Genomic DNA, 13,965 nt, shown 5'->3' on the forward strand with positions numbered 1-13,965 from the left:
TCCTTTTAACTCCTTCTGCATCTTTACTCCTAATAATAATGTGTAACTTTGTACCGAATATGCGTTTTTACAGATTATGATAGATACCACTGTATTTCAAGATAAGACAGCCGTTTACTATACTTTAGGCTGCAAGCTGAATTTCTCAGAGACTTCGACGATTGGTAAAATCCTGCGTGAGGCAGGTGTGCGTACGGCCCGGAAAGGTGAAAAGGCTGACCTTTGCATTGTCAATACCTGTTCGGTGACCGAGATGGCGGACAAGAAGTGCCGTCAGGCTATTCACCGCCTGGTGAAACAACATCCCGGTGCGTTTGTGGTGGTGACAGGTTGCTATGCCCAGTTGAAACCCGGTGATGTGGCAAAGATAGAGGGAGTGGACGTTGTGCTTGGTGCGGAACAAAAGAAAGACCTGCTTCAATACCTGGGCGACTTGCATAAACACGAAGGAGGAGAGGCTTATACAACCGCAACGAAAGATATCCGTTCCTTTGCCCCGTCTTGTTCAAGAGGTGACCGTACCCGCTTTTTCCTGAAAGTACAGGATGGGTGCGATTACTTTTGTTCTTACTGTACCATTCCTTTTGCCCGTGGACGGAGTCGCAACGGGACTGTCGCATCTTTGGTGGAGCAGGCACGGCAGGCTGCTGCCGAAGGTGGGAAAGAGATTGTGCTGACCGGAGTCAATATCGGAGATTTCGGAAAATCTACCAGCGAGACTTTCTTCGATTTGGTGAAAGCGCTCGATCAGGTAGAAGGCATTGAGCGTTATCGCATTTCTTCTATTGAGCCCAATCTGCTGACGGATGAGATTATAGAATATGTGTCCACCTCCCGTAGCTTCATGCCTCATTTCCATATCCCTTTGCAGTCCGGTTGCGATGAAGTGCTCCAGTTGATGCGCCGTCGGTATGGAACGGAACTTTTTGCTTCGAAGATTGCAAAGATAAAAGAGGTGATGCCTGATGCGTTTATCGGCGTGGACGTAATTGTGGGTACACGTGGCGAAACCGACGAGTATTTTGAGAAAGCCTATGAATTTATTTCCGGACTGGATATCACGCAATTGCATGTGTTCAGTTATTCGGAACGTCCCGGTACCCAGGCACTGAAGATAGACCATGTGGTGACTCCTGAGGCGAAGCATCAGCGAAGCCAGCGTTTGCTTGCGTTGTCGGATGGGAAAACGAAGGACTTCTATGCCCGTCATATCGGCCAGACTATGCCTGTCCTGATGGAGAAACCTAAGGCAGGAGCGCCTATGCACGGCTTTACGGCAAACTACATTCGTGTAGAGGTGGAAAGTGACCCGGCATTGGATAATCAAGTTGTAAATGTTCTCTTGGGAGATTTTAACGAAGATGGCACTGCACTGAAAGGAACTATAACACAATAAACATGAAATCGAAACTTCTTTATTTGTTAACCTATGTGGGGATGTGGCTTTTGGCTATTCTTCCGTTTCCGGTGTTGTATGCTCTGTCCGATTTTATTTACTTCTGGTTGTACCACGTGATCGGTTACCGGAGAAAGGTGGTGGGTACCAATCTGAAGAACTCTTTTCCGGAGAAGTCGGCAGCAGAATTGAAGGCCATTGAACGTAAGTTCTATCATTACCTTTGCGACTATATGCTCGAAGATGTGAAAATGTTGCGCATGTCCGAGAAAGAGCTTTGCAAACGTATGACTTACGAAAACAAGGAAGCTTATCTCCGGATGATTGACGAACGGGGCGGGATTGTCCTGCTGATCCCCCACTATGCTAATTTCGAATGGATTACGGGGATGGGAATGATTATGCGTCCCGGCGATGTACCTGTACAGGTATACAAACCTTTGAAAGATGTTTATCTGGATGGTCTTTTCAAGTACATCCGCAGCCGCTTCGGAGGGTACAATGTGCCGAAGCACTCCACCGCCCGCGAAGTGATCAGGCTGAGACGTGACGGCAAGAAGATGGCTATCGGACTGATTACCGACCAATCGCCCAATACGAACGAGGCGCACCATTGGACTACTTTTTTGAATCAGGACACGGTGTTCATGGATGGTGCCGAGCGCATTGCCAAGATGATGGACTTTCCGGTTTTCTATTGTGAGTTGCGCAAGGAGCGGAGAGGGTATTGCCGCGTAGAGTTCGATCTGGTCACCGATCGTCCGAAAGAAACCGCCGATGGTGAGATTACCGAAATCTTTGCCCGCAGATTGGAGCAGACCATCCGGAAGGAACCTGCTTACTGGCTTTGGTCACATAAGCGCTGGAAGCTGAAACGCCCCGAAAAGAAAGATGAATAAGATATCTGTCGTTATATTGAACTGGAACGGTTGCGAAATGCTCCGTTCGTTTCTTTCCTCCGTACTCCGGCATTCCGAGGCGGAAGGTGTGGAAGTTTGTGTGGCTGATAATGGTTCTACAGATCAGTCGGTAGAGATGCTGCGGCACGAGTTCCCTTCGGTTCGCCAGATTCTGCTGGATGAAAATCATGGTTTTGCCGACGGTTATAACTTTGCCCTCCAACAGGTGGAAGCCGAATATGTAGTTCTGCTGAATTCTGATGTAGAAGTAACAGAGCACTGGCTGCAACCGATGGCTGATTATTTGGATACCCATCCGGAGGTTGCTGCCTGCCAGCCTAAGATACTCAGTTGGCGACAAAAGGACCTGTTTGAATATGCCGGCGCTTCCGGCGGATTCATCGACCGTTATGGTTATCCGTTTTGCCGGGGACGGGTGATGGGAGTGGTCGAGGCGGATAAAGGACAATATGATACAGTATTCCCCGTGTTCTGGGCTACCGGTGCCGCCCTGTTCATTCGTCTGGCAGATTATCGTGAGGCAGGCGGGCTTGACGGGCGTTTCTTTGCTCATATGGAAGAGATAGACCTTTGCTGGAGGCTTCGTGCCCGTGGACGGGGGATCGTTTGCATTCCTCAAAGTACGGTGTATCATGTAGGAGGGGCCACATTGAAAAAAGAGAATCCGCATAAAACCTTCCTCAACTTTCGTAATAATCTTGTCATGCTCTATAAGAATCTTCCGGATGAAGAGTTGCCCGGAGTGATGCGGGTACGTTGCTGGCTCGATTACATTGCGGCAGCTACGTTTGTTCTTAAAGGACAGCTGCCCAACGCAAAGGCCGTTCTCCATGCCCGTCGTGAATTTAAACAATTGCGCGATAGCTTCCGGGATGCAAGAATGGAGAATCTCAGAAAAACTTCCTCACACTTTATTCCCGAACGGATAAAAAGTAGTATCTTAGTGCAGTTCTATGTGAAAGGGCGGAAGTTCTTTTCGCAATTACCAGATTTTAAAGGATAACGTTATGGAAAAACTAATTCGAAGAATCGGGCTGGTAGCACACGATGCTATGAAAAAAGACCTGATTGAATGGGTTCTTTGGAACTCGGAGTTATTGATGGGACATAAGTTTTATTGTACAGGTACCACCGGTACGCTGATATTGGAAGCATTGAAAGAGAAACATCCCGATGTGGAATGGGATTTTACCATTCTGAAGTCAGGTCCTTTGGGGGGTGACCAGCAGATGGGATCGCGTATTGTGGACGGAGAGATCGATTATCTTTTCTTCTTCACTGACCCGATGACCCTGCAACCGCACGACACGGATGTAAAGGCACTGACCCGTCTGGCAAGTGTAGAGAACATTGTTTTCTGCTGCAACCGTTCCACTGCCGATCATATTATTTCGAGTCCGCTCTTTGTTGATCCGGATTACGAACGGACACATCCGGACTACTCCGGCTATACGAAACGTTTCGAAAACCAACCGGTAGTTACCGAAGCAGTAGAATCGGTAAAGAAAAGAAAGAGAAAGAAATAAGAGCCTATTCGGCTGCAAGTATATTTCACTACAGAGTACACAGAGGGCACGGAGCTTTAATTATATAGAATTACTATATAATAACTCCGTGCCCTCTGTGCGTTCGGTGGTACATCTACTTTGTGGCGTATCGGTTTTGCCTGTCGTTTATCTTTCTGTTTTTGTCAAGAGCAGATTTATGTATTGTTAACTTCCAAGCCTTCATCTTTCCCGCCGTTGATTATCAATAGGAGAAAAAAGATTATCTTCTGATGAAAACACATTTTCATGCCGGGAAATGTGTCCCGACATACCGGGAAAAGTATCGGAAGCAACCGTCTGAATGAGTAAAACTCAGGCTCTAAATGGGGGAAACACCGGCTCTGCAGGCTTCAAACCAACGCTCTTCCGGAATTTTTTGATGCAGGTACAAAAAAATAGGGAGAAACATTTATTCCTCCCTATTACCGTATTCTAATTCGAATATACTTTATGACTACATAGGCAAAGATACTCTGTTTTCTTGCAGAAGTCAAGCTTTTGCCTGTTTTTATTTTTCCAATGATCCGGTCGAGAATATGTTTTCACTCATTATAATAGGTGCTCAACTGTTCTATTACCTTTTCCGGTTCGTCCGGGGCGGCTGCGTGTCGGATAGCTATTTTTCCTGTTTTATCAATAACTACAAAGCAGGGGATACTCAGTATTTGCCGTTCGTTTCCAAGTTCGGCATACAACGATTTTCCTAACTTTTCGTTTACCAATAAGTGATAGCCTTTCAGTTGGTGATATCCGATGGTTTTCTCCCATTTCTCCTTGTCCTGAGGGCGGTCTATCGAGATGTATAGGTACACAATGTCCATGTTATGTGTTTTTTCTTTGAGGGCGGGTAGGTATTGGAACTTTTTGATGCATGGGGCGCACCAGGTAGCCCATACGTCGATATAGACCACTTTGCCTTTGAAGGGTTTTACCGCATCTTCCAGATTTTCAACTGTGGAGTCGCAAGGCAGAATGTGATAGTCCTTGTCGTCGATGCGGCTGTTTTGGAAGCGGAGGTTTTTATTAACGCCCGGTTCAAGAACAGATAGAAAGGGGCTATTGGGGAATTCGGCCTTATATCTTTCGTATAGTTGGGGGATTGAGGGAGTATTTCTTGTTTGAAATTCGTCTTCGTAGATAAGTAGCGCTTGTGCATATTGCAGATTGTCGCCTTTGAAGAATTTCCGGTAGCGGTCGAAGCGGAAGGCGCAATAGTCCTTTATCTCTTCGGGTTTGCCATTTTCCAGTTTTATGAATTGTGCGCCGATCAAGTCGTTTATAAAGAGTCCGATTCCGCGGTAGGAACGCAGATAATCACTGTCTACGGGTTGATTGATGATTTCTGCAAGTTCTTTACGCCAATTTTCGGTAAAGTTTTCATTTTTCACCAGATACATTGCGACGTGCAGAAAGATAGACCGATGGGTGTAATCGATGTGTGCATGCTGCTCTGCGAGAAACTCTTTATCAAGTCCGGAGGCATTTACAGAGTCGAGTGCCTGTTTCATCCTGGCATCTGCCAACTGATGATATTGTTCCAATGAAGTCACCCCTTCGAGTTCGTGAGGCTGCATGTATATCAGATTGTCGCTATATTGCTGATAGTCGTCCACCGCTTTCAGACATCGGTTGTAGACCCGGTTGGTGCCACTGAAGTTGATCGTGTCTTTGGCCACAGCGATAGTATCTTTGCTTCCCGGTGTCAGGTAGAGCGTGAAAGAATTATTCCCTTTGGCCCATACATGAATCGTAGTGGGACGGCTCACGCTGAATTCATGAATGAACTGCCCTTGAGGGTCAGCTTGTGCCTTAGTGCCCAAGGTAATGAAGAACAGGTGATCTTTTCCTGTAGGCCAGTAAGCGATTTCGTTGTCCGGGGTGGTCTTGACTACAATTGTCGCAGTTTGTCGTGCGCTGATTTCTCCCGTTAGCAACAACAGGAGGATTAATAAAAGGTTTTTCATCGTATTAGTATATTAATGTTGATTCAGTCTCTCGTGCAATGCATCTCTACTCCGGCAGAGTCGATGTCTGCTCCCATGGGCGGATTCCTTTTCGACAGTTTGATTTCTATTTCCCTGATTTTCGGGAAGTCCCGGAAGAGCCTTTTCACGATTCGTCCGCAGGCGTGTTCCAGCAGTTTAGAGGGAATATCCATTTCTTCTTTCAGCGCGGCGTGTATGTCTGCATAGCTGACGGTATCTTCTACTTCATCCGTTTCGGTGGCTTTGCCAAAATCGGTTTTCAACCTCAGGTTGATGATGAACTCGTTACCAATCGCAGTCTCTTGTGGAGCTACTCCATGATAACTGTAGAAACGGACGTTTTCCAAAAAGATATAATAGTGGGTAGTCATAAATATAAAGATTGATATTGTCTTCTGGCAAAGATAAGATAATAAATGCAATTATGATTCCTGTTGTTGCGATTGCTTGGTCTTGATAAAGTCTTTTTGCGCCACAGCCTGCGGAATCAGTTTCAGAAATATGGGAGTTGCGGCAATGCAGATTGTCAGGGTGAGCAATAGCAAGACAATGGCTTGTCCCCATTCATTATGGATAAACCGGCTGACAACCGGATATTCGAAATGTAAAAGGGGGGCATGTATTCCCAATGTAATGACCGAGTAACGTCCCAGATAAGAGATGACAGGGAGCTTTTTAAACTTTTTGCAGAAAAGCATAATCATAAAGATGCCGGCAAACGCTGAGGCCCAGAACTGGAAAATGTTGCCTGCATAATTGTTGGTACGCATACCGACAAACGTGGCGGTGAAGTACATCACGACCAAGGCTGCCAGGATACATAGCGGAATCAGTTTGTCGAAACGGTGGGGAAAGAGGAAAAAGTTGTAACGGCGAATCCAGAATCCGGCCACATAGAAGGGCAGGGCGGTCATGGCTATGTCTATGTACAAGGGCAGTTCGATCTGGTGTTTACCCATATAGAATCCGGCGATTCCGATCAGGAGGGTGAGGGCAAACATCAAACCTAACTTCCGGTCGCGCAGGCTGTGGACCAGATAGAACAGGATATTGCAATTGAAAAGTGCCAGCAAAAACCAGATAGGAGGATTGAACTTGATCAGGGCATGATCATGAAACACAACTAAAAGCTCTGTCCAACTGACCGGGAGTTGAAATACACCCGGAGCAATTCTCCATACAATATACTTCAGGAGGAATGCGCTGAGATAGAAAAAGAGGAAGGGGACGATCAATTTGTTTATCTTCCGGATGAAGAATCCGAAAAGCCCCTCGTACGACTTGAAGAAGATACCTGAGATAAAGAAATAAAGGGGCATACGAAAACTGGCGATCATCGAATGGTAATCGAGCTTTTCGAAAGCTCCACCTATGTGTGCCATCACCACCAGGATGATGCAGACTCCTTTCGTCAAGTCTACAAAATCAATTCGTTTGTTTTTGTCGTCTCCCATTCTGACTGTTTGTGCATTGGTGCAGCAAAGATACTGAATATTACTGAAAAGCAAGAGAGAAGAGCGAAAAACACACCGGTTCGCTCTTCTCTCTTTGTTCTTTTTCTTCCTTGGGAAACTGACGGATATTATTTTTCCGGATTTCTGCCGGTTTGCTTAACCAGTTCTCTGATTTTCTCATTCAGGCTTTCGGCTTTCATGAGCTGTTCCAGTGTCAGATGCATCCGGTAACGCCAGTAGTGACGGGGATTGGCAGGGACATTGATCCGTTCTTCCTGCACATTCGGGTTGCGCCATCTTCCGTCCATCGACAACCAATCTTGTAGTGACAGGATGCAAAGGATGGAGTTACTGTAGAGGTGGTTGCGGACCACTTCTTCACATAGTTCCGGTGTTGCTACGGCAGGGGCGGCACCATAATGCCCCAGCATCTGATTGTAGTAACGTTGAGTCTGTTGATAATCCTCTTCCCACCATCCGCGTAAAGTCGACATGTCATGGGTAGAGAATGTGCAAACCGAGCGATACGGATATTCGTTCAGACGACCGAACTCTTCAGCCGGGTTTTTGGGCATCCGCTGGATTTCGAGACTCAGAATGCGTAGGTCGTTCATCACCCATGCCACGCAATCCGGTATCATTCCCAAATCTTCACCACATACCAGCATGCGGGTCGACTGAGTCAGTTGTGGCAGTTTCTTCATGGCTTGTTGTTGCCAGAAGTCATTATGGCGATGATAATAATACTGATCGTAAAGCCGGTTGAATGCTGCTTTCTCCCAATCGTTCAGGGCACGGTAGATGAAGTCGTGCTGTACTCCGATACGCGGATGAAAGAGGTTCGTGTCTTTACGGTCGGGCACAAACAGTACGTCGCTTATCAAGGCGTACAATCCGTCTCTGATCCATATGCTGTCTTCATCGTTCTTGCCGGCAAAGAAAGCTTCCACTTTGCGTTGAGTGTCGAACTCCGGACGCATGCGGTACACTTCGTACGTGTCGGTCGGCTCAATAAAGGTTTGTTTGACGTAGTCGGTGTGGGGACCAAACACTTGTCCGAGAAAGTACTCGTGGATATAAGGCGTCAGGAATTCTTCGCGGAAAGGTAGTCCGTAGCTTTCTATCTCTTCACGGCTCATGGGCAGTGCGGGAACAAACTGTCCCAGTAATCCATGCACGGCATTCATCGGGATTTCCCAAATGCGGAAAAATCCCAGAATATGGTCGATGCGGTAAGCGTCGAAATACTCGGCCATCTTTTGGAAACGTTTCATCCACCATTTATAGCCATCCTTTTCCATTACGTCCCAATTGTAGGTGGGGAAACCCCAGTTCTGCCCGTTGACAGAAAAATCATCGGGTGGGGCACCGGCCTGTCCGTTGAGATTGAAATAATAGGGCTCTGTCCAGGCTTCCACACTGTTGCGGCTGATGCCGATAGGGATATCTCCCTTTAGTACCACTCCGTGCTCGCGGGCATAAGTGGTTGCTTCCTGCAGTTGTAAGTGGAGGTTGAACTGTATATAGAAATAGATGGCGATATTGGGGTAGACTTCCGTACCGGGACGGCAAAGCTCTTCAATCTCTTGTGCATTATATTCCGAATATTTAGGCCATTCGCGGAAGTTTGGTGTCCGGTATACGTCACGCAGATAACTGAAGGCAGCATAGGGTTGCAGCCATTCTTTGTTGGCCTCAAAGAAATCACGGAAGGCTTTCGAAGCCAATACTTTTTCTCCTTCTTGCTTGAATAGCTGATGGAAATATTCCCATTTTCCCCGGTTCACTGCTTCGTAGTCGATGGCAGAAAGTGAATTCAACTCTTTCTGTTTTTGGTTGAAAGCGGTAGCGACTTCTTTATCTTTCAGGGTACCCATCTGTTTAAGGTCGGCATACATCGGGTGGAAAGCATAGATGGAAATACTATTGTAAGGGTAGGAATCTGTCCATGTATGGGTCATGGTGGTGTCATTGATCGGTAGGATCTGTACCACTTTCTGGTTGGTACAGACTGCCCAGTCTACCATTCGTTTCAGGTCTCCGAAGTCTCCTACACCGAAGCTTTTCTCCGATTTGAGTGAAAATACGGGGACGGCCACTCCTGCACCTTTCCAGGCCGGAACGTCAAAGTAGACATATCGGTCGGAAATAACCAGTGTTTCGTTTGCTTTAATCTCGGGGGTAGCCATGTAACGGTTAGGATTGTTTTCCCAAGCTTCAGCTTTCTTCTCTTCCTTATTATATAATACAAATTTGTACTCTAATGGAAATTCCAGTTTAGATGCATCCAATTCGGCTTGCCATTCCGGAAAGTTGATGTCGCTCATAGGCCATGCTTTGTCCGGGTTCCAGTTGCCAAGGACTTTCTGATTGCCACAGATGGCCAAACAGTAGTTGCCGTTGATGCGTGGAGCATAAGCCTTGATCATCAATCCTTTTTTGTAACTTTTGGGGGTTGCACTCCGGTCACGGTGTGCCAGAAGCGATTCGGTGAATGCCGAACTGTAGAAATACTGCTGCTCCGGAAGGTTCTTCCAGCAATCATTGATGCGCAGACTTTTTTTGTCATCCTCAGGCAGGTAGGCACGCCGGGGGAAAGAGTTCCATTCAGTACGGATGTTCTTATTGTCGCGATAAATGTGATAACTGTATTCTATAACTCCTTCTGCCGGTGATTGAAGAGCTATTTCACTGCTCCAATGGATACCGTCTACTGTGGTGAGGGAGATAGCTTTATCCGGATCATTGTTTCCAAGTTCGGGTACAGAACCTAATATTCTGACTTCTTCTCCCCAACTTGTGCGATACTCAATATGAAATGATACTATCATATATATTAGATTTAATTTTTGACTAATGATTTTGCAAGTATAGAAATATTCTACGTATGTCGTATCTTTACTTTCATCGAACTACTTTAAAATAGTATGCAAACGTTTGTGTTGTTTATGTTATTAAACATTGAAAGGAGCCAAGAGGCTCCTTTCAACGCTTTTGCTTATATATTAATCATTTACAGGTTTGTTTTTTATCCGCACCTGGATGCACCGCAAGTGGTACAGATGAGACAACCTTCCTGATAAACCAATGTCTCATTTCCGCAGTTCGGACATTTTTTGCCTTTAGCTTCCGTTCCGTCCTGCACATATTTCTTCAGCGCACGTTCTACACCATTCTTCCAGGTATTGATGTTTTCGCTGTCCAATTGTAGCGAACCTACCAGTTTGATGACTTGTTCGATCGGCATTCTCCAGCGGAGCACACCTGAGATCAGTTTGGCATAGTTCCAATATTCTTTGTTGAACTTCTCGGACAGACCTTCGATTGTCATTTTGTATCCGCGTTTGTTTTCAAACTGGAAGTCGTAACGTTTGTTTCCGTTCTCATCGACATTCTTGATGATGCGTCCGGTATTTACACTTTTCGGAATAATGATTCCTTCGTCATCGTCTTGCAGACCGGTGAATATTTCGTAAGGTCTGCCGTCGAGCAGGCCGACCAAAGCTACCCATTTCTCTTTATTGTTCTGGAAACGCACAACATCAGCTTCAAGTACCGGCGGACGTACTTCAACTACCGTTGGCGGCTTGCAAGGAGGAAGCTCTTCTTTCTTGTCTTTGTCGGACTTCGCAGAGATAAGCACTCCTGAACGGGAACCGTCACGGTAAACCGTACAGCCTTTACAACCGGACTTCCATGCTTCGACATACAGGCGGTTCACCAGTTCTTCGTCTACATCGTTCGGCAGGTTAATGGTCACACTGATGGAGTGGTCTACCCATTTCTGGATTTTGCCTTGCATACGGACTTTCATCAACCAGTCTACGTCGTTTGAAGTTGCTTTATAATAAGGTGACTTGGCCACCAGTTCGTCCACCTCTTCCTGAGTATATCGTTTGGCGGGATCGTAACTGTTCGCTTCCATCCAGGTCACGAATTTGTGGTGGAACACGATGTATTCTTCAAAAGCGTCTCCGGTTTCGTCTACAAAGTCAACGCGTACGTTGGTGTCATTCGGGTTCACTTTTCTTCTGCGTTTATATACCGGGAGGAATACAGGCTCGATACCTGAGGTTGTCTGAGTCATCAGACTGGTTGTTCCGGTAGGAGCGATGGTCAGACACGCAATGTTACGGCGACCATATTTCTTCATGTCTTCGTACAATGCCGGATCAGCTTCGCGCAAACGGTTGATGAACGGGTTGTTCTTTTCTCTTTCCGTATCGTATACATCGAATGCACCACGCTCTTTGGCCATATCCACCGATGAACGGTAAGCACCCAGTGCTACGGCTTTGTGTACTTTCTCAGAGAAGTCAGTCGCTTCTTCTGTTCCATAACGCATTCCGAGTGCGGCGAGCATATCGCCTTCGGCAGTGATACCGACACCGGTACGTCTTCCCTGACCGCTCTTCTTATAAATCTTTTCCCACAAACCGCGTTCAGTGTGTTTCACTTCTTCGTTTTCCGGATCCAGATCTATCTTCTCCATGATGCGTTCTATCTTTTCCAATTCCAGATCGATGATATCATCCATGATGCGCTGAGCCAGTGCTACATGTTTATGGAAGAGCTCAAAGTCAAAGTAGGCATCTTTAGTGAATGGGTTGACTACATATGAATACAGATTGATGGCCAACAGGCGGCAAGAATCATAAGGGCACAAAGGAATTTCTCCACAAGGGTTTGTCGAAACCGTTTTATATCCCAAATCTGCATAACAGTCGGGCACTGATTCACGGATAATGGTATCCCAGAACAATACGCCCGGTTCAGCCGATTTCCATGCATTATGCACAATCTTCTTCCACAAGTTGGAAGCATCGATCTCTTTCACCGTAGTGGGATGGTCAGAGTCAATGGGGTATTGTTGGGTATACTTTCTGCCTTCTACAGCTGCTGCCATGAATGCATCATCCAGCTTTACTGAAACATTGGCACCTGTAACCTTGCCTTCTGTCATTTTTGCATCAATGAATGCTTCGGAATCCGGATGCTTGATCGATACACTGAGCATCAACGCACCGCGGCGTCCGTCTTGGGCAACTTCACGTGTAGAATTAGAATAACGTTCCATGAATGGGACCAGCCCGGTAGAAGTCAGGGCTGAGTTTTTCACAGGAGAACCTTTGGGACGGATATGGGAGAGGTCATGACCTACACCTCCGCGTCTTTTCATTAGTTGCACCTGCTCTTCATCTATTTTGATGATAGCTCCGTATGAATCGGCAGAACCATCAATACCAATCACAAAGCAATTGGAAAGTGAAGCAACTTGATAATCGTTACCGATACCTGTCATCGGACTGCCTTGCGGCACGATATACTTAAAATGGTCAAAAAGCTCAAACAGCTGTTCGGAGCTTAGTGCGTTTGGGTACTTTGCCTCGATGCGGGCCACTTCGTTAGCAAGTCTCCAATGCATGTCCTTCGGTGATTTCTCGTAAATATTTCCGAAAGAGTCTTTTACTGCGTATTTGTTTACCCAAACTCGCGCAGCAAGTTCATCGCCCTGAAAATATCGTAAAGATTCTTCGTAGGCTTCCTCGTAAGAGTAAATTTGCTTTTCCACGATGCAATGTGTCTTAGATATCATTATTAATAAGTAAATATGTAGAAGCTTACTTATCATTAACAAACGTGCCTGCAAAGCTATGAATGTTTTTTGGTATATCAAAATAAAAACGAGATAATTTATTAACCGGTACTAAGTTATCCGTTTATAAATGATAAGCAATTGATAAACAAATGAATGATGGTTTTGTTCAGTGCCTGAAGTTTTCCAAAAAGAAAATTAATCTAAATTGGAAATGAGATAGAATGATTATTCTTTTTATATCTTTGCAGAAAAAAGATATGATGGATACAGTTAAGAACAGAAGAACTATCCGCAAATATCAGCAAAAAGATATTACGTCGGATTTGTTAAATGATTTGCTTGAAACTTCATTTCGTGCTTCTACGATGGGCGGAATGCAGCTTTATAGTGTGGTTGTCACTCGTGATGCCGAGAAAAAAGAAATACTTTCTCCGGCTCATTTTAACCAGCCGATGATAAAGTCTGCGCCGGTGGTGTTGACATTTTGCGCAGATTTCCGTCGTTTCTGCAAATATTGTCAGGAAAGGAATGCGGAACCGGGATATGATAATTTAATGTCTTTTTTGAATGCGGCTATGGATACTTTATTGGTTGCACAAACCTTTTGTACGCTTGCCGAAGAGGCCGGACTGGGTATTTGTTATTTGGGTACTACTACTTACAATCCTCAAATGATAATTGATGCTTTACACTTGCCGGAACTGGTATTTCCCATTACTACTGTAACAGTGGGATATCCGGCGGAATCTCCTAAACAAGTAGATCGTCTGCCTATAGAAGGTATCATACATGAAGAGAGTTATCACGATTATACAGCCGAAGATATAAACCGGCTGTATGCTTATAAGGAGTCCTTACCTGAGAATAAGCAGTTTATAGAGGAGAATCATAAGGAGACTTTGGCTCAAGTGTTTACAGATGTTCGTTATACAAAGAAGGATAATGAATTTATGTCTGAAAATCTGTTGAAAGTACTTCGCCAACAAGGCTTTATGAATGATGGGCAATAACTGGCGGTGATTAATAAACAGCGAACGATGAACAGCTTGCATGATTGGTTGCAA

Annotated in this window: 10 protein-coding genes; 5 read left to right on the plus strand and 5 right to left on the minus strand. The window is 45.5% G+C overall.

From position 1 onward, the window contains the following. Positions 1–76: 76 nt before the first annotated feature. From mtaB to QK890_RS10040, 4 genes are read left to right on the plus strand one after another with little or no spacing between them, the layout of a single operon-like run. On the plus strand, positions 77–1,396 hold the full coding sequence (mtaB, locus tag QK890_RS10025; protein ID WP_032539698.1) for a tRNA (N(6)-L-threonylcarbamoyladenosine(37)-C(2))-methylthiotransferase MtaB: 1,320 nt from the start codon (positions 77–79) through the stop codon (positions 1,394–1,396). 2 nt (positions 1,397–1,398) lie between these two features. Then, on the plus strand, positions 1,399–2,295 hold the full coding sequence (locus QK890_RS10030) for a lysophospholipid acyltransferase family protein (RefSeq protein WP_032537576.1): 897 nt from the start codon (positions 1,399–1,401) through the stop codon (positions 2,293–2,295). Beyond that, positions 2,288–3,319 (plus strand): glycosyltransferase family 2 protein, encoded by a 1,032-nt coding sequence (locus QK890_RS10035; protein WP_220576019.1) that lies wholly within the window; start codon positions 2,288–2,290, stop codon positions 3,317–3,319. Before QK890_RS10030 ends, QK890_RS10035 begins: the two co-directional genes overlap by 8 nt. A 4-nt stretch (positions 3,320–3,323) precedes the next feature. Next, positions 3,324–3,842 (plus strand): methylglyoxal synthase, encoded by a 519-nt coding sequence (locus tag QK890_RS10040; RefSeq protein ID WP_101603762.1) that lies wholly within the window; start codon positions 3,324–3,326, stop codon positions 3,840–3,842. A gap of 563 nt (positions 3,843–4,405) precedes the next feature. Here QK890_RS10040 and QK890_RS10045 read toward each other — a convergent pair. From QK890_RS10045 to QK890_RS10065, 5 genes are all read right to left on the minus strand, one after another. Beyond that, complete coding sequence (locus tag QK890_RS10045) at positions 4,406–5,827, minus strand: TlpA family protein disulfide reductase (RefSeq protein ID WP_367627317.1); 1,422 nt, start codon at positions 5,825–5,827, stop codon at positions 4,406–4,408. A 23-nt stretch (positions 5,828–5,850) separates the two neighbouring features. Then, the gene (gene folB / locus QK890_RS10050) at positions 5,851–6,219 is read right to left on the minus strand and encodes a dihydroneopterin aldolase (protein ID WP_005808461.1); all 369 of its coding nucleotides are present in this window, start codon (positions 6,217–6,219) and stop codon (positions 5,851–5,853) included. 51 nt (positions 6,220–6,270) lie between these two features. After that, positions 6,271–7,302, minus strand: coding sequence for an acyltransferase family protein (locus QK890_RS10055; protein WP_367627318.1), 1,032 nt, complete (start codon positions 7,300–7,302; stop codon positions 6,271–6,273). A 128-nt stretch (positions 7,303–7,430) separates the two neighbouring features. Next, complete coding sequence (locus QK890_RS10060) at positions 7,431–10,133, minus strand: 4-alpha-glucanotransferase (RefSeq protein WP_367627319.1); 2,703 nt, start codon at positions 10,131–10,133, stop codon at positions 7,431–7,433. A 197-nt stretch (positions 10,134–10,330) separates the two neighbouring features. Further along, positions 10,331–12,874 carry an adenosylcobalamin-dependent ribonucleoside-diphosphate reductase gene (locus QK890_RS10065; protein ID WP_032539721.1) on the minus strand — a complete coding sequence of 848 codons (2,544 nt, stop codon included), beginning with the start codon at positions 12,872–12,874 and terminating at the stop codon, positions 10,331–10,333. A gap of 248 nt (positions 12,875–13,122) precedes the next feature. Here QK890_RS10065 and QK890_RS10070 point away from each other — a divergent pair, with 248 nt between their 5' ends. Beyond that, a complete protein-coding gene (locus QK890_RS10070) occupies positions 13,123–13,911 on the plus strand; it encodes an NADPH-dependent oxidoreductase (protein ID WP_005808456.1) in 789 nt (262 codons plus the stop codon). Positions 13,912–13,965: the final 54 nt, after the last annotated feature.

It is taken from the genome of Bacteroides sp. NGMCC 1.200775 (assembly GCF_040798045.1).
In the GTDB taxonomy this organism is placed as follows: Bacteria; Bacteroidota; Bacteroidia; order Bacteroidales; family Bacteroidaceae; genus Bacteroides; species Bacteroides hominis.

Excerpts from the sequence above, each read along its gene's own strand:
- QK890_RS10040 (WP_101603762.1), top strand. The coding sequence starts at position 3,324 with ATGGAAAAACTAATTCGAAGAATCGGGCTGGTAGCACACGATGCTATG.
- mtaB (WP_032539698.1), top strand. The coding sequence starts at position 77 with ATGATAGATACCACTGTATTTCAAGATAAGACAGCCGTTTACTATACT.
- QK890_RS10070 (WP_005808456.1), top strand. The coding sequence starts at position 13,123 with ATGATTATTCTTTTTATATCTTTGCAGAAAAAAGATATGATGGATACA.
- QK890_RS10030 (WP_032537576.1), top strand. The coding sequence starts at position 1,399 with ATGAAATCGAAACTTCTTTATTTGTTAACCTATGTGGGGATGTGGCTT.
- QK890_RS10055 (WP_367627318.1), bottom strand. The coding sequence starts at position 7,302 with ATGGGAGACGACAAAAACAAACGAATTGATTTTGTAGACTTGACGAAA.
- QK890_RS10045 (WP_367627317.1), bottom strand. The coding sequence starts at position 5,827 with ATGAAAAACCTTTTATTAATCCTCCTGTTGTTGCTAACGGGAGAAATC.
- QK890_RS10035 (WP_220576019.1), top strand. The coding sequence starts at position 2,288 with ATGAATAAGATATCTGTCGTTATATTGAACTGGAACGGTTGCGAAATG.
- folB (WP_005808461.1), bottom strand. The coding sequence starts at position 6,219 with ATGACTACCCACTATTATATCTTTTTGGAAAACGTCCGTTTCTACAGT.
- QK890_RS10060 (WP_367627319.1), bottom strand. The coding sequence starts at position 10,133 with ATGATAGTATCATTTCATATTGAGTATCGCACAAGTTGGGGAGAAGAA.